Here is a 23,734-nt window from a genome sequence, read left to right as displayed (position 1 = left end):
TTGCGCAACGCGACCGCGCTGGCGTTCACGCTTCGCGGAGCGACGCTCGAAAAAGACGGGCCGACATCCGCGCAAGTGAAGTAAATTCTTAATACTGCTAGATTTTTTGGAAAGCCTTGGCGTTCTTGAACTTGACAATAATCACCCCTCCCCGGAAGCTCTGATCGTCAATTCCCGTCGTGGAGCAATCATGAAAACGTCCAGCGCATTTCTCATCGCGGCTTTTATTTTTCTGCCCTCCGCCGCGCTTGCGGAGAGAATCGATCTCAACACGGTAAAGTGCAAGGAGTGGATGGAAAGCAGCGCCGAGGACATCGGGCTGACGGTGGCGTGGCTCGACGCCTATTACATGGGTGATGACGATCCGCCGGTCATGGACTTCGAAAAGATGAAAAAGAACGCCGGCAAGCTCGGCAAATTCTGCGCCGCCAACCCCGACCTCGGATTGGGCACCGCCGCCGAAAAGGTTCTGGGCGCGAAGAAGAAGGATTGAGCCTTCGCCCGAGATCGGGCGGCACGGCTTCAAACATGGGCGGACGCGAACCACGCATCCGCCTTCTTTCATTTCAGCAGGATCATTCTGTCGCGGGCCTCACCAGCCCCAGTGATGCCCACCCTGACCGCGCGGGCTGAAGTGCCCGTGATGCCCGCCGTGGCGGCCTCGCCAGTCGCTGCGGCCGTCGCCGACCCAGGCGCCGGTGCGGTTATGTCCGCTGCGGTGGTGATTGACGCCGCGACCATGCTCGAGGTCGAAGCGATCCCGCGCCGTCGCGGGCGCGCAAACCAGCACGGCCCCGAACGCCGCGATCATCATCGCTTTCTTCGACATGCAGCTCCTCGTTTCTCACTGAAGAATTTCGTCCCACTTTGTTACGACACTTCGAGCGCTGGCGAAAGCCGGACCCGTTTCTCGCCGCCAGACGGGAATCCGCCGGCCCGGCGCCCGCTCGACGCCGGTGTTTGACCCACATTCCCGCGCGCCCTACAAAAGCCGCGTCTCGAGCGCTGCGATCAGGAAACAATGTCCCACAACACATTCGGCCATCTCTTCCGCGTCACGACTTTCGGCGAAAGCCACGGCATTGCGCTCGGCGCGATCGTCGACGGCTGCCCGCCGCGCATCGAACTGACCGAGGCCGACATCCAGGGCTTCCTCGACAAGCGCAAACCCGGCCAGTCGCGCTTCACCACGCAACGGCGCGAAGCGGATGAGGTGCGGATTCTCTCCGGCGTCTTCACCGGCCCCGACGGCCGGCAGGTGACGACCGGCACGCCCGTCGCGCTGATGATCGAGAACACCGACCAGCGCTCGAAGGACTATGGCGAGATCGCCGGCAAATACCGGCCCGGCCACGCCGATTATGTCTACGACGCCAAATATGGCGTGCGCGACTATCGCGGCGGCGGACGCTCTTCGGCCCGCGAGACGGCCGCGCGCGTCGCCGCCGGCGCCGTCGCGCGTAAGGTCATCCCCGGCGTGACCATACGCGGCGCGCTGGTGCAGGTTGGTCCGCACAAGATCGACCGCGCGCGTTTCGATTGGGCGGAAGTCGATCGCAATCCGCTGTTTTGCCCCGACGCCGTCGCCGCCGCGCAATGGGCCGACTATCTCGACGAGGTGCGCAAGAATGGCTCCTCCATCGGCGCCGTCGTCGAAGTGGTCGCCGAGGGCGTTCCCGTCGGCTGGGGCGCGCCGCTATATGGCAAGCTCGACGCCGATCTGGCGAGCGCGATGATGTCGATCAACGCCGTAAAGGGCGTCGAGATCGGCGACGGTTTCGCAGCCGCTGCGCTGTCCGGCGAAGAAAACGCCGACGAGATGCGCTCTGGCCCGACGTTTCTGTCGAACCACGCCGGCGGCGTGCTCGGCGGTCTTTCGACGGGCCAGCCGATCGTGGTGCGTTTCGCCGTAAAGCCGACCTCGTCGATCCTCACGCCCCGCCGCACGATCGACCGCGACGGGAACGAGACCGAGATCGTCACCAAGGGCCGGCACGACCCCTGCGTCGGCATTCGCGCCGTGCCGGTCGGCGAGGCGATGATGGCCTGCGTGCTGGCGGATCATTTCCTGCGCCACAGGGGGCAGTGCGGCTGACAGGGGCCCCACGGCTCGCGATCTGCTTCCCACGCGCCCAGCGAGGCCAAACGCTTCAGACTATTTGATGAAGGTCATCGACTTGAACGACAGGGTATGCCCGACGACGTCGTAATTGCCATCGAACTGCTTGCCGACGCCAGTAGTGACCCTGATCCGCTTCCCGATGAATTTTTTGGGCATGCTCTGGTTCTCGAACCATGGGACGCATTGCTTCGCCTCGCACAGCCCGGTGGTTCGCGCGCCGCTGCTCGTCTCGATCGTCAGATAGCAGTTGTCGCCGCACTCGAATTTCCTGATCCTGCCCGTGATGGTTTCAGGCGCTTTTTTGGCCGCAGGCGCCGCGTCGATGTCGAGGCAACCTGCGAGAAGCGCCAATGAAGTCAGAAACAAGCGCTTGAGCATTTCGATCTTCCGGTTTCGTCCCTTGCCGGGAAACGCAAATTCGCCATTCGTTTCAACGAACGCGCCGCGCTGCTGACAATATATCGAGCATGGCCGAACGTCTCCCCTTTCCTCAACTGGTCGCGTTGCGCAATATGCGCCCCCTATCGCAGAGATCGAGTGGCGATGAGCGACGAAGCGGATTTTCTCTACGTCGGGGGTAGCAGCGACCGTCCGGCGGCGCGCGAACTGCGTCACGGCTCGTTCACCCGCCGCGCCGCCATTGCTGGCGCTGCAAGCCTCGTCGCCTTCGGCGCCCGCGCAGCGACGCCGAAAACGCTCTGTGTCTCCCACCCCGCAATGCTCGATCACGATCCCGGCCCCGGCCATCCGGATCGTCCGGCGCGGCTGCAGGCCGTGTCCTCTGCCTTGAGCGATGCGCGTTTCGCTTCGCTCGCGCGCGCCGAGGCGCCGATTGCTTCACGCGACGCGTTGCTGCGCGTTCACGCAGCCGCGCATCTCGCGCGCCTCGAACAATTGGCGCCGAAAGAGGGTCACACGCAAATCGACGCCGATGTTGTTATGAACGCAGCCACGCTCGACGCCGCGATGCGCGCGGCCGGCGGCGCTGTATTCGCTGTCGACGCAGTGATGGGCAACAGCGCGCGCAACGCGTTCGTCGCAACGCGCCCTCCGGGACATCATGCGCGCGAGAATGCGCCGATGGGCTTCTGCTTTTTCAACAACGCGGCGATCGCCGCGCGTTACGCCATCGCGGCGCATGGCGCCGGACGCGTCGCCATCGTCGATTTCGACGTGCATCACGGCAATGGCGTGCAGGAGATTTTCTGGAGCGAGAAAAACGTCCTTTACTGCTCGACGCACCAGACGCCGCATTATCCGGGCACGGGCTCAGTCAGCGAGACCGGCGCGCATGACAATATCGTCAATGCGCCATTGCGAAAGGGCGACGGCGGCGGAGAATTTCGCGAGGCGTTGAAAGCCCGCATCCTCCCCCGCCTAGACGCGTTTGCGCCTGACGTCGTCATTCTCTGCGCGGGCTTCGACGCCCATGTTCACGATCCGCTCGGCGGCCTGCGCTTCGTGCGGGAAGATTTTCGGGACGTGACGCTGCGCGTGATGGAGATTGCAGCGCGACGTTGCGGCGGCCGTATCGTATCGTTGCTGGAAGGCGGATATACGCCGATCGACCTTGCAAACAGCGTCGCGGCGCATGTCGGCGCGCTGATGGAGGCGTAGCGCGGTTATTTTCTCTCCACCACGCCCACCAGCGGCCCCATTGGGTGAAAACGGTCATGGCGCGAGAGGGACGGCGCGTAGATCGCGGACGCCGATCCGCCGTCCAGAAACAGCGCGTCGGAGCATTTCAACCTGTCGCGAAACAGCTTGGCAAACTGGTGAAAGGTCACCGGCTGGTTTGAAATCGCGAAGCGCGCGACATGTCCTTGCGAGACGCAAACGCCATTGCGCATTTTCTCGGACGTTCCGCTGTCGTGAATGTGCGGATTGACGCGCCCGTTGACCAGCAGCATCGGCCCCGACTGCGTGGCGTAGGCCGGCCGCGCGCGGGACTTCAGAAATCGGCCAGTTTCCGTCACGCCGACGCGGACGCCGTCGATCCAGAAGACGCCATTGGGCTTCATGTGGAAATTGCCGGCGCCGCCATTCGTATTGACGTCATGCAGCGTCTTGCCGCTTTCGACAAACAGGCCGACGGGCGAAAAATCCTCTCCATACATGCCGGCGTTCATGGCGAAGGCGAGCGTCTCGCGTTTCGCCGCCAGCGCATCCGCGAGGCGAGAGAAACCACCGTAGATTTCGCCCTTCTCATCGCGCAGGAACAGGCGAATCGACGTCTTGCGCGCATCGAAATCACAGACAGCGTAAGAGGCCCCCGCCTCCGTCAGCTCCGCGCAAGGCACGGCCGGCGCCGCGCGTACGGCGAGCGGCGTCACGGCAACCATTGCGAGCGCAGCGAGAGCGGGCATTATCTTTCTGTTAGTGTAACACATATAACTTGACCGTATCGCCGAGGCGCCCGCCGCGTCCGGCTCCATTCGACCCGGCTCCTGTCTCGTGCAGCGCGCTGAATTTTATCGGGCGATCGATAAAATTAAAACTAAATGGCGGTTCGAATTGGCAACATATTCGGCGTAATCCGTTGCAAAGGGGCGTCGTGCGGCGTCTTTTCGCAGGAGGCTAGGTTGCTCGGATTCGAAATCTGGAAGAACGGCAAGAAGCTCGCGGTGGCCGGGCTCACGGACCGTGGCGCTATGTCGTTCATGCTGACCTGGGTGGGCAAGGACGCGGGAGCGTCGTCGCGCGCCACGGGCGGCGCCGAGATCGACGGTCTCGATCTTCGCGTCGGCGGCATCGATTCGTCCGACCCTGCCGGCGAGCAGAGCGTCGAATGGATCGAGGACAACGCCTTGCGGCTCGGCGACGACATTCAGATCAGGCTCGTCTCGACGCAGGACGTCGACACGCCGATCCGCCGCGAGCCGACCAACGGGCTGATCAGCGCCGCGGCGGGCCTGCGTTTCGTGCCCTGCACGGTCTGCGGCTCGCCCCGCCTGCACGACACGACCCGCCGCCCCGAATAGGGCCGCCGCGCGCGGATTTGAAACCGCGCGGCCGGACAGCTAGATATGCAGGACGAGCGCCGTTCGGCGCCTCCTGGAGACGGGTTTGTCGCATTCCATCACAGAGGCCATCGAGGCCATCGCGCGCGGCGAAATCGTTGTTGTCACCGACGACGACGACCGCGAGAACGAAGGCGATCTCATCATCGCCGCTTCCCTCTGCACGCCGGAAAAAATGGCGTTCATCATCCGCCACTGTTGCGGCATCGTCTGCGCGCCGCTGACGCTGGAGGACGCCCGGCGCCTGCATCTCGCGCCCATGGTGGCGGAGAATGACGCGCCGCTCGGCACGGCCTTCACCGTTTCCGTCGACGTCAAGCACGGCCTCACCACCGGCATCTCCGCCGAGCAGCGCTGCAATACGGTGCGGGCGCTCGCCAACGGAAATATGGGCGCCGCCGATTTCGTGCGGCCCGGCCATGTCTTTCCGCTGATCGCGAAGGACGGCGGCGTGCTGATGCGCTCAGGCCATACGGAGGCGGCCGTCGATCTTTGCCGCCTCGCGGGGCTTCCGCCGGTCGGCGTCATCTGCGAACTGGCGAACGACGACGGCACGGTGATGACCGGCGCACAGATCGTGGAATTCGCGGAAAAGCACAATCTCAAGCTCGTTTCTGTCGCCGATCTCATCGCCTACCGCCAGGCGCGCGAGAAGCTCATCGAGCGCGTCGCGACCTTCCATGTCGAGACGGAAGCCGGCGACATGATCGGCCACGCCTATGTCACGCCCTTCGACAGCGTGCAGCATTTCGCCTTCGTGCACGGCTCGATCGGCGACGGCCGCGACGTGCCGACGCGTCTGCATCGCGCCGATATTCTCGCCGATGTGATGGGCGGCGCGCAGACGATCAAGAAGACGCTCGCGCGCTTCGCCCGCGAGGGACGCGGCGTGCTGGTCTATCTGCGCGACGGCGCGGCGGGCGTGCCGACCAATGTCGTGGGCAAGCAGGCGGAAAACGCCGAGGAGACGCGCAAGCGGCAATGGCTGGATGTGGGGCTTGGCGCGCAGATCCTGAAGGATCTCGGCGTCTCCTCGATCCGGCTGCGCTCGTCGTCCGCCAAGCCGCGGGCTTTCGTGGGGCTTTCGGGATTTGGAATCGAGATCACGGCGGTGGAGCCGGTGGAGTAGCGCCCCTGAAAATTGTGGGTGGATGCGTTCGATCTCGCATCGCCCCCGGCGCCAATTCTAATTCGCACTCACATCCGGCGGGGCGCTCCGGAGGTCGTCTTCGACATGCCGCGCCATATCGCGATGACAGCGCCGACGCAGGCCAATGAGAAGGCGCCCACCAGCAGCGGATGCGATTCCTCCGTCTGGATGACGAAGAAGGGATACTGCGCGCGATAGGCGTCGCCGGTTTCGTCCATGGCGTTGACCGCGACTATGTATTTCCCTTCGACTGCGAAATTGTAATCGAAGCTGAGCGGCCCGCCCTGCGGCGATGCGAATGTCGCGAGGACTTCCGGCGGGTCGAACTGGTTTTTCTCGCGCAGAAGCCGAACCTCGCCAGCCGGACTTTTTGCTTCCGAAGCGTCGGCAGGCTCAATCGTCAGAGTCGTCGGCCCGACGCCGGGGATTTCACGCCGGTATTTTTCCGCCGGCCGGTCGGAGCCCTTCTGAGTGGCCGAGAAGGCGAGGCGATAGGGGCCAAGGCTGAAAAGGCCCGGCGCGGCGGTCTCGGCAAGGGCGGCTCCCATGTAAACCGCAACGACTAGGATGGCGATCGACAATCTGCCCGGCATGCGCGTTCCCCGGCCTGAACTTGTCAGAGTCAAATAATCCTGTGGCCGAGAAGCTCAATCCGCGCGTGGATGGGCGGAGCGATAGGCGTCGAGCAGGCGCTGCTTGTCGACCGCCGTGTAAATCTGCGTCGTCGAGAGCGAGGCGTGGCCAAGCAGTTCCTGAATCGTGCGCAGATCGCCACCGCGCCCCAGAAGATGGGTCGCGAAGGAGTGGCGCAGGGCGTGCGGGGTCGCGCTGTCGGGCAGGCCGAGCGCGCCGCGCAGACGCTGAATGGCGAGTTGCACGATTCGCGGCGAAAGCGGCCCGCCCCTCGCGCCGACGAACAACGGCCCGCCCGCCAGATCATAGGGGCAGATTGCGAGATAGGCCTCGATCGCCCGACGCACCGGCTCGATGACGGGCAATGTGCGGGTCTTGCCGCCCTTGCCGGTGATCGTGACCCGGTCGGTGCGGCCAATTGGCGCATCCGCCCTCTGAATCGACAGCGCCTCCGAGATACGGAGTCCGACGCCATAGAGCAGCGCCATGACGGCGGCGTCGCGCGCCAGAACCCATGGCTCCCGCGCCTCCCCCGCCCGCTGCTCGGGATCGACCAGGTCGCGGGCGTCGCCGACAGTGAGCGCCTTGGGCAGGCTGTGCGGGCGCTTGGGCGCGCGAACGGCGCCGAAGACATCCGTTCTGGCCAGTCCTTTTTTCTCCAGAAATCGCAGGAAGTTGCGCACCGCCGCCAGCGCCCGGAGCAGCGAGCGGCTCTCGAGGCCGTCATTGCGCCGGCGGGCGAGAAAGGCGCGCAGATCGGCAGGCTGCATCGCAGACAAAGCGGCGGCGTCCGGCTTCGCGCCGAGATGCTCTGTGAGAAAGCGGAGAAAAACGCCAACGTCGCGCGCATAGGCGTCGATCGTGTGTCGCGAGGCGCGTCTTTCGCCAGAGAGCGCCTGCAGCCAAAGGGCGGCCTCTTCGGCGATCTGCGGCGCGGCGCTGAAAAACGCCGGGCCGGGAAGCGGCCGCGCTTCCGTCGCAGGCCGCGGCGCCTTGCGCCCGGTATGGAGATGCGAATCGCGCATGGAGCGGAGCTTTGCGCGGAAAGCGTAAAGAAAAAACCGCTTTCCGCCCCTGCCCCTGCCCCGTCCGGCGGTATTACTTGCCGGCCTTGATCTCGGCTTTCGCCTGGGCGAGGAACTCGTCCATCGTGCGGCGAATCTGGTGCTCGGACTGGTCGACGCCGGCGGCCTCGAAGTCCTTCTTCACCTGCGCGAGAACGCGCTCGTCGGCGTCAGCGGAGACTTCCGCCGCGACGAGCGTTTCGGCGTAGGCCTGCGCGTCGGCGCCGGATTTGCCGATTTTCTCCGCCGCCCACAGGCCGAGCAGCTTGTTGCGGCGCGCCTCGGCGCGAAACTGCAACTCTTCATCATGGACGAAGCGTTTCTCGAACGAATCCTCACGTTGGTCGAAAGTGCTCATGTCCATCCTCAGCCGGGTTGTTCTTCTTTCCGAAAATTCGTGCGGCCTCGCCGCCGGGCGGCGCGCGGTCATCGCCGCGACGCGCCGCACGCATATAGGCGTATTCGCGTGCAAAGCCAATGCCGGGCCGAACGCGCGGGCGGACCCTCGGAAGATTTCGTTCCGCCGGCGCGAACTTCGCCAGGACAGGACGGCGAAAGCGTCGGGAAGCCGACGCATTGTGCGACCCTGGCGATTCGGCTAGAGTGGCTCGTCGACTTGTCACTGGCCCCCAAAGACGCTAGGACCGATTCGATACGCGGCCGGGCGAAAGCCTTTTGCCGCTCCTTGAGGGCTACGCGCCCTTGACGAAGGCCCGGCCCGGGACCCATTTCGGAAGGAGCTTCGGCCGAATAAATGGACTTTCTCAAGCCCCGGTTGACCCCCATGAACCGCCGCCGCCGCATATATGAAGGCAAGGCCAAGGTCCTCTACGAGGGCCCTGAACCCGGCACGCTGATTCAGCACTTCAAAGACGACGCCACCGCCTTCAACGCTAAGAAACATGAAGTTATCGACGGCAAGGGCGTGCTGAACAACCGAATCTCGGAATATATCTTCCAGCACCTCAACAACATCGGCGTGCCGACGCATTTCATCCGTCGGCTGAACATGCGCGAGCAGCTGATTCGCGAGGTGGAGATCATTCCGCTCGAAGTCGTCGTGCGCAATGTCGCCGCGGGTTCGCTCGCCAAGCGCCTTGGGCTCGAGGAAGGCACGCAGCTGCCGCGCTCGATCATCGAGTTCTATTACAAGAACGACGCGCTCGACGACCCGATGGTGTCGGAAGAGCACATCACCGCCTTCGGCTGGGCCACGCCGCAGGAGATCGACGACATCATGGCGCTCGCCATCCGCGTCAACGACTTCCTGTCCGGCCTGTTCCTCGGCGTCGGCATTCGCCTGGTCGACTTCAAGATGGAGTGCGGACGTCTCTGGGAGGGCGACATGATGCGAATCGTCGTCGCCGACGAGATTTCGCCCGACAGCTGCCGTCTGTGGGACATCAAGTCCAACGACAAGCTCGACAAGGACCGGTTCCGCCGCGACATGGGCGGGCTTGTGGAGGCCTATACCGAGGTCGCCCGCCGGCTCGGCGTGATGCAGGAGGGCGAGACCGTCCGCGTCGGCGCCCCGAAGCTGGTGCAGTAAGGGACTTTTCCCGAAAGGAACGCCGGCCGGTTCATCTCGAACCGGCGGCGACTCGCCTCGACCGCCGCCGCCTCCGTCGGCGCTGGCGAGAGACGTTCGCCCTTTGGCGAAGCTGTTTCTTGCGGGATTGTGCCGGCTGCTCTCATCCTTCTCGAAAAGGAGATTGAGATGAGCATGCAGCACATCGTACCGCCCGCGGCAAAATCTCTCGGCTACGCCGGGGCCCTCCCCTTTTTGGCCGGAGCGTTGCTGGCCCTGCCCGTCTTCGGCGTATTGCGCCCCTTCGGCCTCACGCTCCTGCTGGGCTACGGCGCCATCATCCTTTCTTTCATGGGTGGGGTGCATTGGGGCGTCGCGATGGCAAGGGAGGATTATGATCTGGCGCGGCTCGCCCGCAGCGTCGCGCCCTCAATCGTCGCCCTGGCCGCGTTCGTGATCGGCGGCGCAGGAGGGCTCGTTCTTCTCGCGTCCGGCTTCGGCGGCCTGCTTCTTTATGACGAGGGAGAGACTCGCGCGGGACGCGCGCCGGGATGGTATCCGTATTTGCGACGTCCTCTCACGGCTACCGTCGCCGCTTGCCTGCTTGTTGGAGCCGGCGCGCAACTCTTCTGACGCTTGCCCTTTGAGCGCAAGGCGGCTAACCGTGTGGCCAATCCCACTACGGAAAAATCGCTCATGAAAGCACGTGTCGTCGTCACCCTGAAAAACGGCGTCCTCGATCCGCAAGGCAAAGCGATCGAAGGCGCGCTGAAGTCGCTCGGCGTCGAGGGCGTCGCGAGCGTGCGGCAGGGCAAGGTGTTCGACGTCGAAATGGCGGGCGACGACGCGACAGCCGCCAGGGCGCAATTGCAGGCGGCTTGCGAGAAGCTGCTCGCCAACACCGTCATCGAAAACTTCCAGATCGACATCTGAGAGACGCCCATGAAAGCCGCCGTCATCGTCTTTCCCGGGTCCAATCGCGAAGGCGACATGGCGCGCGCGCTCGAGCAGGCTACGGGCCATAAGCCCGCCATGCTCTGGCACGCCGACCATGAGCTTCCGGCGGGCACCGATCTCGTCGTGTTGCCGGGCGGCTTCTCCTATGGCGATTATCTGCGCTGCGGCGCCATCGCCGGCCGCGCCGCCATCATGGACGCGGTGCGGGCGCACGCCGCGCGCGGCGGCCTCGTTCTCGGCGTCTGCAACGGCTTCCAGATTCTCTGCGAGAGCGGTCTGCTGCCCGGCGTGCTGATGCGCAACGCCAATCTGCGCTTCATTTGCAAGATGCAGCATTTGCGCGTCGAACGGAACGACACGGCCTTTACGCGCCAATACGCCCGGAACCAGGTGATCGAGGTCGCCATCGCTCATGGCGAGGGCAATTACGAGGGCGACGACGCGACGATCGAGCGGCTTGAGGGCGAGGGGCTTGTCGCCTTCCGCTATTGCGACGCGGCCGGGAAGCTCGGCGGCGACGCCAACCCAAACGGCTCGCGCAACGACATAGCCGGGATTTATTCCGAGAAGCGAAATGTGCTCGGCCTGATGCCGCATCCCGAAAATCTCATCGACCCGCTGGTCGGCGGGATCGACGGCCGCGCCCTGTTCGAGAGTCTCGCCAGCGCGGCGTGACCTGCCGCCGTAAAGCAGTTTCCGAGACGCTGCTTTTTGATCCACTCAAAGAGATTTTTCCACCCCTGGCGCTAGGTCGCGCATGTCCCGATTCGACGCAGCAGCGCCGAAACAGGACAGTTTTTATGAGAAAAAACAGACACTCCACCACACAAAGGTGGTTCCCGCCCGTTCCAACCCCCCGGCCCGGTGACGCGCAAATCGCGCAAACGATAGCGAGATTAACGCGGCGCTGCGCCCGCGCCGCCACGTCCCGACGGGCCCGTAGCCAGTGGCACAGTTATTGTCACGCTCGCGCCAATCGCAAGGGGCGATCCTTCAGGGGCGTGCAAAACATGAATTGTTCCGCAAAGTTGGCGGCGGCGAGCGTCGCCGCCTTTTTCGCGTCGTTGGCCGGGGCGTCGCAATGCGCATCGGCTCCGCTTGCAGAGCCTTCGGTGTTCCGGAGCGCGGGCGGGGTTCTCGACCTCATGATCATTGCGGAGACGAAGCCGGTCACCGCTTTCAACTTTTCGGGACCAAATCCGACAGCGGGGGTCTATACGGTCTGCCCACGTCCGGCTGCCGGGACGGATTGCCCCGCAGGCGCCGGCACGGCCAGCTCCTACGGCGGCTTTCGCCTCGCCCTTCAGCCGGGCGATCGGCTCAAAATCCGCTTCGTCAACAAACTGCCCGCGCTGCCGCCCGAATGGCTGACGCGAATCGACGAAAATCCGCTGTTGGCGCTCGATCCCACCAACCTCCACACTCACGGGCTCGTCGTCGCCGCGCGGCCCAACTCCGTCGCGCCGCCCGGCGTTCCGGTCTACGGCGACTTCGTTTTCACCTCTGTTTTCAATCCCGCCAATGGCAATCCCGCGACCTATGACCCCGGCGCCTACAACAAGCTGCATGCGCATGGCGACGTAGTCTCGACGGGCGTGGTCGACTACGACATCCAGCTGCCGAAGAATCATCCGCTCGGCGCGGCCTGGCTGCACCCGCATGTGCATGGCATCGCGCTCAATCAGGTTTCGGCGGGTCTCGCCGGGATCATCAGCGTCGGCGATATCGCGTCATATGCCTGCGCCGACGAAGCCTGCGCCTATCCGGTTCCGGAGTCCTACGTCCGTCATCTGATCATGAAGGATTTTCAGGTTCTGGGCAGCGGCGTCGGCAATTATCAGCAGGATCCGACTTTCTGCGATCCGCAGAGGGGCGTCGGAAACGGCGTCTGTTCTGCAAACGAGGAGAGCTATCCCGGCGGAAAATGGTTTTTCACGCTCAATGGCCAGCAATATCCCTCAATTCCCGTTGGAACGCCCGAAGGCGAAATCTGGCGGCTGACCAATACGTCTGCGAGCGTTACCTACAACATGCAGCTCGTGAACGATCGGACCGGGAAACCCATGGCGGTGCAGGTCTTATCGCTCGACGGCGTGTCGGTCAGTTTCCCCGCGAGCGCGACCGCAGGGCAGGTCGTTCAGATCGGCAAGCATAAACTCAAGCTCGCCAAATGTGCCGCCCCCACGCCGACGACCGGCGACTGGTCGATAACTTCGGGACTGAAACAACTCTATTCCTCTGCGCCTGTCTGTGCGACGGAGCTGTTCATGATGCCGGCGGGCCGCGCGGAAATTCACGTCGCCTATCGAGACGCGGCGAACTCCATGAGCGGCGCGCCGCAGGGCGCGACGGCGACGCTGCGCTCGACCGGCGTGCAAACCGGTCCTGCGGGCGATCCCTGGCCGGCGGTCAATTTTGCGAGCGTCAGCTTCGCTCCGGGCAAGCCGTCGATCGTGAAGGAGGCGGTGCATGTGAAAAATGGCGGCGCCGCGTCAACGCTTTCCGTCGGCGGCATCTTCACGGGGCCGGTTCCCGGCGCCAAGGCGACGCCGCTGCCGAGCGGATGCGCGCCGCTCGCGCCGGGCCATCGCCGCAGAATCTACTTCGGCAATCCGAACATTCCCGGCGGGGCCGGTCCTGGCCTGGACGCGAAAGAAAATCCGATCTTCGGGCTCGGCTATGAGGAGATCGACGAATTCGGGAAGCCGGTTCCCAACACCTTCGTCGATATCCAGCAGTTCGACCCGAGCATGAAGGTCTGTGTGCCGCTCGCCGATTATCAGCGGCCGGCCAGCGAGATTTGGGAGCTCTACAACCTCTCCACCGAGCTGCACAACTTCCACATCCACCAGACAAAGTTCCGCAGGGTCGATCCGAACGCGCCAATCTGGAGCCCGCTCAATCCCAATTCGAAGCAGCCGGGCGCGATGGAAGACACGATGGCCCTTCCCTACGCTGAAGCGGGACCTGGATCGCAACCTGCGACGAATCCCGACGCCGCATCCTGCACGGTCGCGGATTTCAAGGCGGGCCGCTGCAAGGTGACGCCGGTCTATGTGAAAATTCCCTTCGCGCAGCTCGGGACCTTCGTCTTCCACTGCCACATCCTCGAACATGAGGACGGAGGAATGATGGCCGCGATCCGCGTGGTGCCATCGCCGAAGTGATCGAATGCCCAGCGGTCTGATACGCGCGCCCCTCCCGACATTGGGAAAGGGGCGCGCGCAGCAAATTCATGGAGAACTTCGATGGCGCGATTTTCTAAAGCGGCGGCGGTCGGCGCTATTGCGCTCGCAGGCGCGACGGTAATGTTCAAGGCCCCGGCGACAGGCGCCGCCACGGCGCCGACGATCGAGAACCTTCAGGCGGCGTATAACCGGGAGGCGAATGTCGCCGGCGGCCTCCATGATAAGGATCTCAGGATCGTGGGCCTGGAATGCGCCACCGTGGAAGGCGCCAGATTCGCCTGTCAGGTCGGTTTTGTTAAGGAGGAGGAAGGCGCCGACCGCGTCTATCTCGACGCCGCGCTGGTCGAGAGAAAAAGCGCAGAGGACTGGAAGCTTTTGCGAGGTCTGTGCCGCAGGCTTCTTTGATGTCCGTTTGCGCGACGGGCTTTATTCTTGACCGACCTTCGCCGGCAGCGGGAAAAGGGCGATGAGGAAAACCTTGCGGCCGTCGACGAACTTGTCGCAAAGGCGCAGCGCGCCGGAGGCAGGATCGACCCCTGCCCGGCCCAGGATTTCGGCTTCATGTATGGCCGCAGCTTCGAGGATCCTGACGGCCACATCTGGGAAATCATGTGGATGGACGTCGAGGCCGCCAAGGCCGGATGCCCGCAGCGGGAAGGAGCCTGCCAATGAGCTATATTGACGGATTCGTCATTCCCGTGCCCTCCGGAAACAGGGAGGCTTACAAGACAGCCGCCGCAAGCTTCTGGCCGCTTCTCAAGGAATATGGCGCATTGCGCGTGGTCGAATGCTGGGGCGATGACGTCCCGGACGGCAAGGTGACGGACTTCAGGCGCGCGGTCGCGGCGCAAGCTGGAGAGAACGTCGTTTTTTCCTGGGTCGTATGGCCGTCCAAAGAAGCGCGCGACGCCGCTGGCAAGAAGATGCGCGAGGACCCGCGCATGAAGGACATGCCAATGCCCTTCGACGGCAAGCGCATGATCTTCGGCGGCTTCAGCGTCTTGCTCGACTCCGGCGCCGAATAATCAACGTCGCGCCGCCTTCGCCACCTCCCATAGCGCCTTTTCAGCCTCCATCAGCGCGACGCCCGCATTGGCGCGGGCGCGCGTTTGCGCCACGCGCAGGGGCTCAACGAGCGCGCCGAGTCGCGCCGACGTCCAGCGCTTCAAATGCTCCTCCAGCAGCGCGCGATGCATGAAGCCGAAGCCCGCGCGCATCAAGACCGTCACGCCGGCGTCGGTGCGCCCGCCCTCGCGCTCCATGGCGAGGCGCGCGCGATGCAGCGCCACGGCGTAGCGCATGGCGCCAAACAGGATCGCACCCGGATCGCCACCCTGCGCGAAATAGGATTCGAGCGTCGCGCCGACTTCGCCGCCAAAAGCCGCCGTCACCACGCGGTCCGAGGCGACGCCGGACGCATGCGCCACAATGGCCTCCACATCCGCCGCCTCCACATGTTCGCGCCCGTGCATGTAAAGCGCGAGCTTCGTGAGTTCGCCGCGGCTCATCAGCCGGTCTTCGCCAAGCGCGGCGAGCAGAAGGCCGCGCGCCTCCGGACCAGCGACGAGCCCCGCCTCACGCAGCGTGCGGTCGATCAGCGCGTGGAGATCATGCTCGGTGTCGGGCTGACATTCGATCCCGGCGCCCTGTTTCGCGCCCTCGACAAGCTTGCGCAGCGGGGCGTCCCGCTTCAGCGCGCCGGCCGTCAGCACCACCGTGCAGGCGGCGGGCGGCGCGGAAATCAGCGAGGTGACGGCGGGAATGACCGACTTGGCGCCAGTCTCGACGAGGATGGCGCGACGTCCGCCGAACAGCGGCGTGGTGTTGGCTTCGTCGAGCAGCGCGAGCGGATCGGCGGACACGGCGTCGCCGCTCATCTCGACGAACTGGAACGGATCGCGCCGGTCGTCGACGCGCTTGCTCACGATCGTGAGCGCGCGCTCGCGCACCATGCCGGCGTCGGAGCCGAAGACCAGAAACAGAAAGACCCCGTCCGGCGGGGCGGAGACGAATTTTTCGGCGGCGCCGCTTTTTACCGCGACCACGGGCGGCTCTAGCGCCGCGTCGCCAACTCGGTCGAAACGCGCGTGCGGATCAGCTCGGCGATGACCTTGGCGTCGCGGATTTCAGCGTCGCGCGCAGCGCGGACGTTGGAGAAGCGGTTCGAGAAACGGTCGTAGCTCGCAACGCCGTTGGCGACCCCCTTGAGCACTTCGGCGCCGCCCGGCACGGTGACGAGACGATATTCGGCGACGACGATGACGGTCGCCGAGGTGGCGCGGCCGGTCACCGTGTCGAGAATCGGCGTCTGGACGCGCTCGCGCAGATTCACGCTGAGCCGATAGCGCGGCTGAACGGTCGAGCCCGTGCCGTTGAAACCGAAGATCAGCTCGTTGCGGACATAATGGCCCATGCGGTTCGGGATCTCGTCGACCTCGATCGCCTGAAGCTCGGCCGCGAGCGGCGAGGAATCGAAGCCGCCGGTCGCGCCATACATGGGCTCGATGCAGCCCGCGAGCGGCAGCGCGGCGGAGAGCGTCAAGGCCGCCGCCAAAAGTCGGCCGAAGGCTTTCTCACACGACCACATTGACGATCCTCTTCGGCACGAGAATGAACTTCCTGAGCGGCTTGCCTTCCATGGCGCGCAGAACGCCATCTTGCGACAAGGCCTCTTTGCGAATCGTTTCCTCGTCGGCGTCATGCGCGACGAGAATCTCGGCGCGCTTCTTGCCGTTCACCTGCACGGGCAGGCTTATCATCTCCTGCGCCACAAGGACAGGATCGGCCACGGGCCACGGCGCCTCGGAGACGAGGCCCTCGTGGCCGAGGTCGGTCCAGCATTCCTCCGCGACATGGGGCGTCATCGGCGCGACGAGCCGCACGAACGCGTCCGCCGCCTCGCGGAAGGCGTAAGCGAGATCGGCGCCGACGGGCGTTTCGGTCACGGCGTCGAGCGCGGCGGTGAGCTCATTGCCGAATTCGCGGATGCGGGCGATGGCGCTGTTGAAGCGCAGTCGCTCGATGTTCTCGCTGACCTGCGCGACGGTCTTGTGGGTAGCCTTGCGAAGCTTCAGCGCCTCGGGACCGAACTCGCCCGGAGCTGCGGCTCCGGCCGGCGCCGCGACCCGGCCAAGTTCGCCGACCGTGCGCCAGACGCGCTGCACGAAGCGCCACGCGCCCTGCGCGCCCTCGTCCGACCAGATCACGTCGCGATCGGGCGGACTGTCGGAGAGCACGAAGAGGCGCGCCGTGTCGGCGCCGTAGCTCGCGACGATGTCGTCCGGGTCGACGGTGTTCTTCTTGGACTTCGACATCTTCTCGATCGGGCCGATTTCGACCTCGGCGCCGCTGTCGAGCAGGAAGGCGCGGCGGCCCCCCTCGCCAGATTCGATCCGGATGGCGGCGGGCGAAACCCAGCCGTCCGGGCCCTTGTAGGTCTCATGCACGACCATGCCCTGCGTGAAGAGGCCGGCGAAGGGCTCGGCCGCCGCCGCGTGACCCGAGTCACGCATGGCGCGGGCGAAGAAGCGCGAATAGAGAAGATGCAGGATCGCGTGCTCGATGCCGCCGATATATTGATCGACCGGCAGCCAGCGCGCGAGGGCGTCGGCCGCGGCGGGCGCGTCGGCGTTGTGCGGGTCCGTGAAGCGCGCGTAATACCAGGACGAATCGACGAAAGTGTCCATCGTGTCGGTCTCGCGGCGCGCGGGCCTGCCGCAGGAGGGACAGGGGACGTTCTTCCATGTCGGATGGCGGTCGAGCGGATTGCCGGGCTGGTCGAAGGTGACGTCCTCGGGCAGTCTCACCGGCAGGTCCGCGTCCGGCACGGGCACGGGGCCGCAGGTCTCGCAATAGATGATGGGGATCGGGCAGCCCCAGTAGCGCTGGCGGGAGACGCCCCAGTCGCGCAGCTTGTAGTTCACCTTGCGGGCGCCCTGCGGGGCGTTGAACAGCGCCGTGGTCTCGAGACGGTTCGCGACGTGCTCCTTGGCCTCAGGCACGGTGAGGCCGTCGAGGAAGGACGAGTTCACGAGCTTCCCGTCGCCGTCGAAGGCTTCACCGCTCTTTGCGATCTGCGCTTCGAGCGTCGCGGGATCGGCGCCTTCCGGGCAAACGACGACCTTGAAGCCGAGCCCGTATTTCGTCGCGAAATCCAGATCGCGTTGATCATGCGCCGGGCAGCCGAAAATGGCGCCCGTGCCGTAATCCATCAGGATGAAGTTCGCGACATAGACCGGGAGCTTCCAGTCGGGATCGAAGGGATGCGCAACGCGCAGGCCCGTGTCGAAGCCCTGCTTCTCGGCGGTCTCGATCGCCTCGGCCGATGTGCCGCCGCGACGGCACTCCTCGCAGAAGGCGGCGAGTTCGGGGTTCTGCTCTGCCGCCGCCTTAGCCAGCGGATGGTCGGCGGCGAGCGCGACGAATTTGGCGCCGAAGAGCGTGTCGGCGCGGGTGGTGAAGACCTCGACCTCCTTCGCCTCGCCCGGCGGCTGATCGAGCGCGAAACGCACCAGCATGCCCTCTGAGCGGCCGATCCAGTTGCGCTGCATGAGGCGCACCTTGTCGGGCCAGCGGTCGAGGGTGTCGAGCGCCTCCAGAAGCTCCAGCGAGTAGCTCGTGATCTTCAGAAACCACTGGGTGAGTTCGCGCTGCTCGACCAGCGCGCCGGAGCGCCAGCCGCGCCCGTCGATCACCTGCTCGTTGGCGAGAACCGTATGGTCCACCGGGTCCCAGTTCACCTTGGATTTCTTGCGGTCGACGATGCCGGCCTTCAGGAAATCGAGAAACAGCTTCTGCTGATGCCTGTAATATTCCGGATCGCAGGTCGCGATCTCGCGCGACCAGTCGAGCGAAAGGCCCAGAGTCTTCAGTTGCGCGCGCATGGCGGCGATATTGGCGTAGGTCCATTTCGCCGGATGCGCGCCGGTCTGCGCCGCCGCGTTCTCCGCCGGCAGGCCGAAGGCGTCCCAGCCCATGGGATGCAGAACGTCATAGCCCTTCGCGCGCATGTAGCGGGCGATGACGTCGCCCATCGAATAATTGCGCACATGGCCCATGTGCAGGCGCCCCGACGGATACGGGAACATCTCCAGCACGTAATATTTCGGCGCCGAGGCGTTGACGCCCGCCTTAAAGACCTGTTTTTCTTCCCAAATCTTCTGCCAGCGCGGCTCGGCCTCGGCAAAATTGTAGCGTTCTGGTCTCATGGATGTCGGCGGTCCGGTCTGGAGGCGGGAAATTTGCTCCTAAATGCCGGTCGGGAGGGGGGATGTCAAAGCCCCTCTGTCCTTTCTTTTCGATGGTTGCGGGCGGCCCGATTGCGCCTTAACCAGACCCCATGACCATCATCGACCGTCTGAACGAAACCAAAGCGTCAATCGCCCGCGCCGCGACGGACTGCGGGCGCGACCCCGCTGAAGTCACCCTGGTCTGCGTCACCAAGACCTTTCCGGCCGAGGACGTGGTTCCGCTGCTCGACGCCGGCCATCGCGTCTTCGGCGAGAACCGCGTGCAGGAGGCCATGGGCAAATGGCCCGCGCTCCGCGAAAAATACCCGGACATCGAGCTGCATCTCATCGGCCCGCTGCAGTCCAACAAGACGCAGGAGGCTGTCGAGACCTTCGACGTGATCCAGAGCGTCGACCGCGAAAAGATCGCCAAAGCGCTCTCGGAAGAAATGGCGAAGACCGGCAGGCGCCCGCGCCTTTTCGTGCAGGTCAACACCGGCGCCGAGCCCCAAAAGGCGGGCGTGCTCCCCGAGGAGGCTGACGCCTTCATCGCCGCCTGCCGCGAAAAATACGGGCTCGAAATCGCCGGCCTGATGTGCGTGCCGCCAGTCGACGAACAGGCGTCGCCGCATTTCGCGCTTCTGGCTGACATCGCCGCGCGCAACGGGCTGCGCGAACTCTCCATGGGCATGAGTTCGGATTACGAACTCGCGATCCAGCTCGGCGCGACCTATGTGCGCGTCGGCTCGGCAATCATGGGCGCGCGGGATTATTCGACATAAATCGTCGCGCCCCGCGCCAGTCGCGGCAGCAGGCGGGCCATGTCGCGCGCGCGCAGCGCCACGCATCCCGCGGTAGGGCCGAGATCGTCCGTCGCTATATGAAAGAAGATCGCGCTGCCCCGTCCGCGCACGCGGCGAACGATATTGTAATCCATCACGCCGACGACGTGGTAGAGACCGTCCCCGCGCCAGATTTCCTCGTGCCCGAGGCGCGACGGCGCACGAAGCGGCCTGTTGTAGAGAAACGAGCGGGCGTCGTCGCACCAGATGTCATCGGGCCGCGCGCGTCGCCACGGCAGGCGCATGGGACAGGGACGACGCAAATAAAAATACAGGAGACGCCAGCGCCCCGCCGGAGTCGCCCCGTCGCCCTCGCGCTTGTCGCGCGTGACGCCCGAACGGCCGATGGCGCAAGGCAGCACGAGCGATCCCGCGGCAAGCCGCCCCTCATGCGGCTTGCCGCCGATGCGGCGGGCGACGCGCAAAAGCGTCACCCCTGTCGTTGCGCGCGCGATGGACATGATGGAAGATCGCCGGGGTTGCATCGTTCGGTCCGTAGCAAGGTTTTTACCGTCAAGTCGAAAGATCGCAAAAAACGCCCCGACATGACCTGCCCGCGCAAGATTCTGATCGCCGCCGACGCCCCTCTGAAGGCAAGCCTCGCAGAGCAATTCGAGACCTTGGTGGGCGTCGAGCTTTGCGAGGCGCCCGCCTGCCTTTCCGGGCTCGCGCCGCCGTGGCCGGACGTCCTGGTGCTGGACGACAAGGCTTGCGGAGACGACGCGGCCGCCTCGATCGCCCGGTTTCGTCAGGCGGGCTTTACCGGCGCCGCCATCGTCATTTCCAGTGACGACAGGCGTTGTCCGGGCGCCGCTGCGACTTTGAAGCGACCCTTCCGTTTCGCGGACCTCGCCGCCTGCATCGCGGCGGCGCATTCTCCAGCCGCAGCCCGCGCGGATCCCGCGCCAGCGGCTCGGCTGACGGAAAAGGAGGCGGCGATCTTCGCCCGGCTCATGCAGGCCGATGGCGCCGTCGTCTCCAAGGCTACGCTGCTCAGCGAGGTCTGGGGATATGGACCCAATGTTTCGACCCGGACGCTCGAAACGCACATTCACCGGCTGCGGCGCAAGATCGAGGCGGACCCCGCGCGCCCGCGCCGTCTTCTGACCGAATATGGCGGCTACCGTCTCGCCGCGCCTGTCGACAATAGCGAGAGCGGAGCAGTGGTTCCCTTGGCGTGAAAAATCTATAAGACTTTCTCGCAGGCCAGCGGAACGACCATGACGCTCGACGACGACATCAGCAATCTCACGCGTATTCCGCTTTTCGCGATCTTCGAGGCCGGCGCCCTGCGCATGCTCGCCTTCTCCTCCGAAACGCGGCTGATGCGCGCCGGGGACACGCTTTTTCGCCGGGGCGAACCGTCGGACGGCGGCTTTATCCTGACCATGGGCACGATCGCCCTGGATCCCTATGACGACGGCCGTCCGGCGGCGCGGTTCGTGCGGCCCTGGGCGCTGATCGGGGAGACCGCGCTCGTCGCCCCGTCGTTGCGGCCCGTCACCGCCGTCGCGCGCGAGCCGGCGACCGTGCTCAGGATCAGCCGCGCGCTTTTTCACCAGATTCTCGAACAGCATCCGGTGACGGCGGCGCGCACCCGGGATTTTTTCCGCGAGCGTCTCGTGGATTTCACGCGCAGCGTCGCGGCCAGCGTCGGCGCCAACGGCTGAGTCTCCGTTTACGTTACGGGGCGAAAAGACGCCCTATCGCCCCTCGACGGTGTTCAAAAGCGGTTTACATAGCGCATATTGGTGCGTGAGCTTGGCGAGGCGGGGGCGTCACCATGCTCTGTGGCCGCAAGATGGAGGCAGATTATGCGTAATGTTTTCAAGACCGCGCTCTCCGGCGCCCTGTGCGGCGCCGTGCTGGCGACCGCCGTTCCCGAGGAGGTTCTGGCGGGTCCCATGGGGGCGGCGCCTCCCTCGACCGTCTCGCTGTCGGCGCCTGTCGACAAGGTCTGGTATCGCCGTGGCTGGGGCGGAGGCTATTACCGCCGGGGCTATTATGGCGGCTACTACCGCCGCGGATACAACCCCGGCGCCGCCGTGGCGGCGGGCGTGGGCCTCGGCCTTCTCGGCGCTGGCCTCGCGGCTGCCTCGAGCAACAGCTATTATGGCGGCTACTACCCCTACTACGGCGGCGGATACTATTATCCGTCGTACGGCTATGGCTACGCCTATCCGGCCTATGGCGGATGGGGCGGATGGGGCGGCGGCTGGGGCTGGTAAGCTCCTCCCACGTCAGCGGTTCGAGACGGCGGCGCGGCGATGCGCCGCCGTTTCTGTTTGCTCGGTCGCGAATATAGACTGCGACGCTCCTGCCCGGCGCCGATTCGGCCGGGCTTCCGCTCTTAAGAGGCGCAAGGAATGGCGAAAGTGATCGCGACGACCCCCTACAAGGATCAGCGGCCCGGAACCTCGGGCCTGCGCAAGAAGGTCCCGGTCTTCCAGCAGCGCCATTACGTCGAGAATTTCGTGCAGTCGATCTTCGATTGCCTCGAGGGCTTCGAGGGCCAGACGCTCGTCGTGGGCGGGGACGGCCGCTACTACAATCGCGAGGCCATCCAGACCATTCTGAAGATCGCCGCCGCCAATGGCTTCGGCCGCGCAGTGGTCGGACGCGGCGGAATTCTCTCGACGCCCGCCGTATCGGCGCTCATCCGGTCGCTGAAGGCTTTCGGCGGCGTCGTGCTTTCCGCGAGCCACAACCCCGGCGGACCGGATGGCGATTTCGGCGTCAAATACAATGTGGCGAACGGCGGCCCGGCGCCGGAGAAGGTCACCGAAGCCATCTTCGCGCGCACGAAGGAGATAACTTCGTTCAGGATCATCGAGGCCCCCGACGTCGACCTCGACCGCCTCGGCGCGACGCAGCTTGGCGACATGCGCGTCGAAATCGTCGACAGCGTCGAAAACTACAGCGCGCTGATGCAGACGCTGTTCGATTTCGACCGGATTCGCGCGGCCTTCCGCTCCGGCTTCACCATCAGGTTCGACGCCATGTCGGCGGTGACCGGCCCCTATGCGCGCGCAATTCTCGAAGGCGCGCTCGGCGCGGCGGCCGGGAGCGTGCTGAACGGCGAGCCCCTCCCCGACTTCGGCGGCCACCACCCAGACCCCAATCTCGTTCACGCCAAACATCTTTACGATCTCGCCATGTCTGACGCTTCGCCCGACCTCTGCGCGGCGTCCGACGGCGACGGCGACCGCAATCTGATCATCGGCCGCTCCCGTTTCGTGACGCCCTCGGACAGCCTCGCCATTCTGGCGGCGAACGCCCATCTCGCGCCGGGCTACAAGAACGGGATCGCAGGCATCGCGCGCTCCATGCCGACAAGCGGCGCCGCCGACCGTGTCGCGGAGAAGCTGGGCGTGAACATCTACGAGACGCCGACCGGCTGGAAATTCTTCGGCAATCTGCTCGACGCCGGCCTCGTGACGATTTGCGGAGAGGAGAGCGCCGGCACGGGCTCCAGCCATGTGCGCGAAAAGGACGGGCTCTGGGCCGTCCTTCTCTGGCTCGACGTGCTTGCGGCGCGCAAGCAGAGCGTCGACGCCATCGTGCGCGAACATTGGGCGACCTATGGCCGCAACTATTATTCCCGTCACGACTACGAGGAGGTCGACAGCGACGGCGCCAATGCGCTGATCAAGACATTGCGCGACAGTCTGCCGACGCTGAAGGGCAGGAAGTTCGGCGCGCTGGAAGTGAGAGACGCCGACGATTTCGCCTATCACGATCCGGTCGACGGATCGGATTCGGCCAATCAGGGCCTGCGCGTGATGTTTACGGACGGTTCGCGCATCGTCTATCGCCTTTCCGGCACTGGCACGGCGGGGGCGACGCTGCGAGTCTATATCGAGCGCTATGAGCCCGATATGGCGCGGCAATTCATCGAAACCCAGGAGGCGCTCGGCGACCTCATCGCGCTCTCGCGGGAGATCGCGCAGATCGAGCGCTTCACGCAGCGCGAAACGCCGAGCGTGATCACCTGACGCCTGC

Annotated in this window: 27 protein-coding genes and 1 pseudogene; 18 read left to right on the top strand and 10 right to left on the bottom strand. The window is 65.0% G+C overall.

Annotation, left to right across the window (positions count from 1 at the left end):
- Positions 1–190 precede the first annotated feature (190 nt).
- A complete protein-coding gene (locus LG047_RS16915; RefSeq protein ID WP_036286364.1) occupies positions 191–493 on the top strand; it encodes an HdeA/HdeB family chaperone in 303 nt (100 codons plus the stop codon).
- A gap of 99 nt (positions 494–592) precedes the next feature.
- On the opposite strand, the gene LG047_RS16910 is transcribed toward LG047_RS16915, so the two are convergent.
- The gene (locus tag LG047_RS16910; RefSeq protein WP_227967912.1) at positions 593–829 is read right to left on the bottom strand and encodes a hypothetical protein; all 237 of its coding nucleotides are present in this window, start codon (positions 827–829) and stop codon (positions 593–595) included.
- A gap of 192 nt (positions 830–1,021) precedes the next feature.
- Between LG047_RS16910 and aroC the strand changes: the two genes are divergently transcribed.
- Positions 1,022–2,095, top strand: a complete 1,074-nt coding sequence (gene aroC, locus LG047_RS16905; protein ID WP_227967911.1) for a chorismate synthase — start codon at positions 1,022–1,024, stop codon at positions 2,093–2,095.
- A gap of 60 nt (positions 2,096–2,155) precedes the next feature.
- Here the strand turns inward: aroC and LG047_RS16900 are convergent, their stop codons facing one another.
- A complete protein-coding gene (locus LG047_RS16900; protein WP_051134428.1) occupies positions 2,156–2,500 on the bottom strand; it encodes a hypothetical protein in 345 nt (114 codons plus the stop codon).
- A 165-nt stretch (positions 2,501–2,665) separates the two neighbouring features.
- Between LG047_RS16900 and LG047_RS16895 the strand changes: the two genes are divergently transcribed.
- A complete protein-coding gene (locus LG047_RS16895; protein ID WP_227967910.1) occupies positions 2,666–3,739 on the top strand; it encodes a histone deacetylase family protein in 1,074 nt (357 codons plus the stop codon).
- Between the two features lie 5 nt (positions 3,740–3,744).
- Here the strand turns inward: LG047_RS16895 and LG047_RS16890 are convergent, their stop codons facing one another.
- Positions 3,745–4,488, bottom strand: a complete 744-nt coding sequence (locus LG047_RS16890; protein ID WP_227967909.1) for a phosphodiester glycosidase family protein — start codon at positions 4,486–4,488, stop codon at positions 3,745–3,747.
- A gap of 216 nt (positions 4,489–4,704) precedes the next feature.
- Here LG047_RS16890 and LG047_RS16885 point away from each other — a divergent pair, with 216 nt between their 5' ends.
- Entirely contained in the window at positions 4,705–5,103 is a 399-nt protein-coding gene (locus LG047_RS16885; RefSeq protein ID WP_227967908.1) for a hypothetical protein, read from the top strand.
- 85 nt (positions 5,104–5,188) lie between these two features.
- Entirely contained in the window at positions 5,189–6,271 is a 1,083-nt protein-coding gene (ribB, locus tag LG047_RS16880; RefSeq protein WP_036286349.1) for a 3,4-dihydroxy-2-butanone-4-phosphate synthase, read from the top strand.
- Positions 6,272–6,339: 68 nt separating this feature from the next.
- Here ribB and LG047_RS16875 read toward each other — a convergent pair whose 3' ends face one another.
- The 3 genes from LG047_RS16875 to LG047_RS16865 form a co-directional block, all read right to left on the bottom strand.
- Positions 6,340–6,885 carry a hypothetical protein gene (locus LG047_RS16875; RefSeq protein WP_227967907.1) on the bottom strand — a complete coding sequence of 182 codons (546 nt, stop codon included), beginning with the start codon at positions 6,883–6,885 and terminating at the stop codon, positions 6,340–6,342.
- A 54-nt stretch (positions 6,886–6,939) separates the two neighbouring features.
- Positions 6,940–7,950 (bottom strand): tyrosine recombinase XerC, encoded by a 1,011-nt coding sequence (locus tag LG047_RS16870; protein ID WP_227967906.1) that lies wholly within the window; start codon positions 7,948–7,950, stop codon positions 6,940–6,942.
- 73 nt (positions 7,951–8,023) lie between these two features.
- Positions 8,024–8,347, bottom strand: coding sequence for a DUF1476 domain-containing protein (locus LG047_RS16865; protein WP_036286339.1), 324 nt, complete (start codon positions 8,345–8,347; stop codon positions 8,024–8,026).
- 396 nt (positions 8,348–8,743) lie between these two features.
- Between LG047_RS16865 and purC the strand changes: the two genes are divergently transcribed.
- The 8 genes and pseudogenes from purC to LG047_RS16825 all read left to right on the top strand — a co-directional run bounded on the left by purC (position 8,744) and on the right by LG047_RS16825 (position 14,687).
- The gene (gene purC / locus LG047_RS16860) at positions 8,744–9,538 is read left to right on the top strand and encodes a phosphoribosylaminoimidazolesuccinocarboxamide synthase (protein WP_036286333.1); all 795 of its coding nucleotides are present in this window, start codon (positions 8,744–8,746) and stop codon (positions 9,536–9,538) included.
- Positions 9,539–9,706: 168 nt separating this feature from the next.
- A complete protein-coding gene (locus LG047_RS16855) occupies positions 9,707–10,150 on the top strand; it encodes a DUF3429 domain-containing protein (RefSeq protein WP_227967905.1) in 444 nt (147 codons plus the stop codon).
- A gap of 63 nt (positions 10,151–10,213) precedes the next feature.
- Positions 10,214–10,450 (top strand): phosphoribosylformylglycinamidine synthase subunit PurS, encoded by a 237-nt coding sequence (gene purS / locus LG047_RS16850; protein ID WP_036289283.1) that lies wholly within the window; start codon positions 10,214–10,216, stop codon positions 10,448–10,450.
- Positions 10,451–10,459: 9 nt separating this feature from the next.
- Entirely contained in the window at positions 10,460–11,149 is a 690-nt protein-coding gene (gene purQ / locus LG047_RS16845; protein WP_036286328.1) for a phosphoribosylformylglycinamidine synthase subunit PurQ, read from the top strand.
- 335 nt (positions 11,150–11,484) lie between these two features.
- Positions 11,485–13,641 carry a multicopper oxidase domain-containing protein gene (locus tag LG047_RS16840; protein WP_227967904.1) on the top strand — a complete coding sequence of 719 codons (2,157 nt, stop codon included), beginning with the start codon at positions 11,485–11,487 and terminating at the stop codon, positions 13,639–13,641.
- 81 nt (positions 13,642–13,722) lie between these two features.
- A complete protein-coding gene (locus LG047_RS16835; RefSeq protein ID WP_227967903.1) occupies positions 13,723–14,067 on the top strand; it encodes a hypothetical protein in 345 nt (114 codons plus the stop codon).
- A gap of 66 nt (positions 14,068–14,133) precedes the next feature.
- A pseudogene (locus LG047_RS16830) lies at positions 14,134–14,334 on the top strand (VOC family protein); the annotation flags it as partial.
- Entirely contained in the window at positions 14,331–14,687 is a 357-nt protein-coding gene (locus LG047_RS16825) for a DUF1428 domain-containing protein (RefSeq protein WP_227967902.1), read from the top strand. The pseudogene LG047_RS16830 and the gene LG047_RS16825, both read left to right, overlap by 4 nt.
- Here the strand turns inward: LG047_RS16825 and holA are convergent, their stop codons facing one another.
- From holA to leuS, 3 genes are read right to left on the bottom strand one after another with little or no spacing between them, the layout of a single operon-like run.
- A complete protein-coding gene (holA, locus tag LG047_RS16820) occupies positions 14,688–15,707 on the bottom strand; it encodes a DNA polymerase III subunit delta (RefSeq protein ID WP_227967901.1) in 1,020 nt (339 codons plus the stop codon). It abuts the gene before it with no gap.
- Positions 15,708–15,715: 8 nt separating this feature from the next.
- A complete protein-coding gene (lptE, locus tag LG047_RS16815) occupies positions 15,716–16,204 on the bottom strand; it encodes an LPS assembly lipoprotein LptE (RefSeq protein ID WP_227967900.1) in 489 nt (162 codons plus the stop codon).
- 31 nt (positions 16,205–16,235) lie between these two features.
- Positions 16,236–18,869 (bottom strand): leucine--tRNA ligase, encoded by a 2,634-nt coding sequence (leuS, locus tag LG047_RS16810; RefSeq protein WP_227967899.1) that lies wholly within the window; start codon positions 18,867–18,869, stop codon positions 16,236–16,238.
- 131 nt (positions 18,870–19,000) lie between these two features.
- Between leuS and LG047_RS16805 the strand changes: the two genes are divergently transcribed.
- The gene (locus LG047_RS16805; RefSeq protein WP_227967898.1) at positions 19,001–19,672 is read left to right on the top strand and encodes a YggS family pyridoxal phosphate-dependent enzyme; all 672 of its coding nucleotides are present in this window, start codon (positions 19,001–19,003) and stop codon (positions 19,670–19,672) included.
- On the opposite strand, the gene LG047_RS16800 is transcribed toward LG047_RS16805, so the two are convergent.
- Positions 19,660–20,193, bottom strand: a complete 534-nt coding sequence (locus LG047_RS16800; RefSeq protein ID WP_227967897.1) for a L,D-transpeptidase — start codon at positions 20,191–20,193, stop codon at positions 19,660–19,662. The two genes, LG047_RS16805 and LG047_RS16800, sit on opposite strands and share 13 nt — an antisense overlap.
- A gap of 84 nt (positions 20,194–20,277) precedes the next feature.
- Between LG047_RS16800 and LG047_RS16795 the strand changes: the two genes are divergently transcribed.
- From LG047_RS16795 to LG047_RS16780, 4 genes are all read left to right on the top strand, one after another.
- A complete protein-coding gene (locus LG047_RS16795; protein WP_227967896.1) occupies positions 20,278–20,913 on the top strand; it encodes a helix-turn-helix domain-containing protein in 636 nt (211 codons plus the stop codon).
- A 39-nt stretch (positions 20,914–20,952) separates the two neighbouring features.
- Positions 20,953–21,402 carry a cyclic nucleotide-binding domain-containing protein gene (locus LG047_RS16790; RefSeq protein ID WP_227967895.1) on the top strand — a complete coding sequence of 150 codons (450 nt, stop codon included), beginning with the start codon at positions 20,953–20,955 and terminating at the stop codon, positions 21,400–21,402.
- 144 nt (positions 21,403–21,546) lie between these two features.
- Positions 21,547–21,960 (top strand): hypothetical protein, encoded by a 414-nt coding sequence (locus LG047_RS16785; protein ID WP_036286302.1) that lies wholly within the window; start codon positions 21,547–21,549, stop codon positions 21,958–21,960.
- Positions 21,961–22,098: 138 nt separating this feature from the next.
- Positions 22,099–23,727 carry an alpha-D-glucose phosphate-specific phosphoglucomutase gene (locus LG047_RS16780; RefSeq protein ID WP_036289273.1) on the top strand — a complete coding sequence of 543 codons (1,629 nt, stop codon included), beginning with the start codon at positions 22,099–22,101 and terminating at the stop codon, positions 23,725–23,727.
- Positions 23,728–23,734: the final 7 nt, after the last annotated feature.

The organism is Methylocystis sp. WRRC1, from assembly GCF_020733155.1.
Lineage (GTDB): Bacteria > Pseudomonadota > Alphaproteobacteria > Rhizobiales > Beijerinckiaceae > Methylocystis.
This window is presented reverse-complemented; position numbering and strand designations above follow the sequence as displayed.

What these genes read in the sequence shown, in the direction of transcription:
- LG047_RS16915 (WP_036286364.1), top strand. Translation starts at nt 191, where the DNA reads ATGAAAACGTCCAGCGCATTTCTCATCGCGGCTTTTATTTTTCTGCCC.
- LG047_RS16910 (WP_227967912.1), bottom strand. Translation starts at nt 829, where the DNA reads ATGTCGAAGAAAGCGATGATGATCGCGGCGTTCGGGGCCGTGCTGGTT.
- aroC (WP_227967911.1), top strand. Translation starts at nt 1,022, where the DNA reads ATGTCCCACAACACATTCGGCCATCTCTTCCGCGTCACGACTTTCGGC.
- LG047_RS16900 (WP_051134428.1), bottom strand. Translation starts at nt 2,500, where the DNA reads ATGCTCAAGCGCTTGTTTCTGACTTCATTGGCGCTTCTCGCAGGTTGC.
- LG047_RS16895 (WP_227967910.1), top strand. Translation starts at nt 2,666, where the DNA reads ATGAGCGACGAAGCGGATTTTCTCTACGTCGGGGGTAGCAGCGACCGT.
- LG047_RS16890 (WP_227967909.1), bottom strand. Translation starts at nt 4,488, where the DNA reads ATGCCCGCTCTCGCTGCGCTCGCAATGGTTGCCGTGACGCCGCTCGCC.
- LG047_RS16875 (WP_227967907.1), bottom strand. Translation starts at nt 6,885, where the DNA reads ATGCCGGGCAGATTGTCGATCGCCATCCTAGTCGTTGCGGTTTACATG.
- LG047_RS16870 (WP_227967906.1), bottom strand. Translation starts at nt 7,950, where the DNA reads ATGCGCGATTCGCATCTCCATACCGGGCGCAAGGCGCCGCGGCCTGCG.
- LG047_RS16865 (WP_036286339.1), bottom strand. Translation starts at nt 8,347, where the DNA reads ATGAGCACTTTCGACCAACGTGAGGATTCGTTCGAGAAACGCTTCGTC.
- purC (WP_036286333.1), top strand. Translation starts at nt 8,744, where the DNA reads ATGGACTTTCTCAAGCCCCGGTTGACCCCCATGAACCGCCGCCGCCGC.
- LG047_RS16855 (WP_227967905.1), top strand. Translation starts at nt 9,707, where the DNA reads ATGAGCATGCAGCACATCGTACCGCCCGCGGCAAAATCTCTCGGCTAC.
- purS (WP_036289283.1), top strand. Translation starts at nt 10,214, where the DNA reads ATGAAAGCACGTGTCGTCGTCACCCTGAAAAACGGCGTCCTCGATCCG.
- purQ (WP_036286328.1), top strand. Translation starts at nt 10,460, where the DNA reads ATGAAAGCCGCCGTCATCGTCTTTCCCGGGTCCAATCGCGAAGGCGAC.
- LG047_RS16840 (WP_227967904.1), top strand. Translation starts at nt 11,485, where the DNA reads ATGAATTGTTCCGCAAAGTTGGCGGCGGCGAGCGTCGCCGCCTTTTTC.
- LG047_RS16835 (WP_227967903.1), top strand. Translation starts at nt 13,723, where the DNA reads ATGGCGCGATTTTCTAAAGCGGCGGCGGTCGGCGCTATTGCGCTCGCA.
- LG047_RS16825 (WP_227967902.1), top strand. Translation starts at nt 14,331, where the DNA reads ATGAGCTATATTGACGGATTCGTCATTCCCGTGCCCTCCGGAAACAGG.
- leuS (WP_227967899.1), bottom strand. Translation starts at nt 18,869, where the DNA reads ATGAGACCAGAACGCTACAATTTTGCCGAGGCCGAGCCGCGCTGGCAG.
- LG047_RS16805 (WP_227967898.1), top strand. Translation starts at nt 19,001, where the DNA reads ATGACCATCATCGACCGTCTGAACGAAACCAAAGCGTCAATCGCCCGC.
- LG047_RS16800 (WP_227967897.1), bottom strand. Translation starts at nt 20,193, where the DNA reads ATGTCCATCGCGCGCGCAACGACAGGGGTGACGCTTTTGCGCGTCGCC.
- LG047_RS16795 (WP_227967896.1), top strand. Translation starts at nt 20,278, where the DNA reads ATGACCTGCCCGCGCAAGATTCTGATCGCCGCCGACGCCCCTCTGAAG.
- LG047_RS16790 (WP_227967895.1), top strand. Translation starts at nt 20,953, where the DNA reads ATGACGCTCGACGACGACATCAGCAATCTCACGCGTATTCCGCTTTTC.
- LG047_RS16785 (WP_036286302.1), top strand. Translation starts at nt 21,547, where the DNA reads ATGCGTAATGTTTTCAAGACCGCGCTCTCCGGCGCCCTGTGCGGCGCC.
- LG047_RS16780 (WP_036289273.1), top strand. Translation starts at nt 22,099, where the DNA reads ATGGCGAAAGTGATCGCGACGACCCCCTACAAGGATCAGCGGCCCGGA.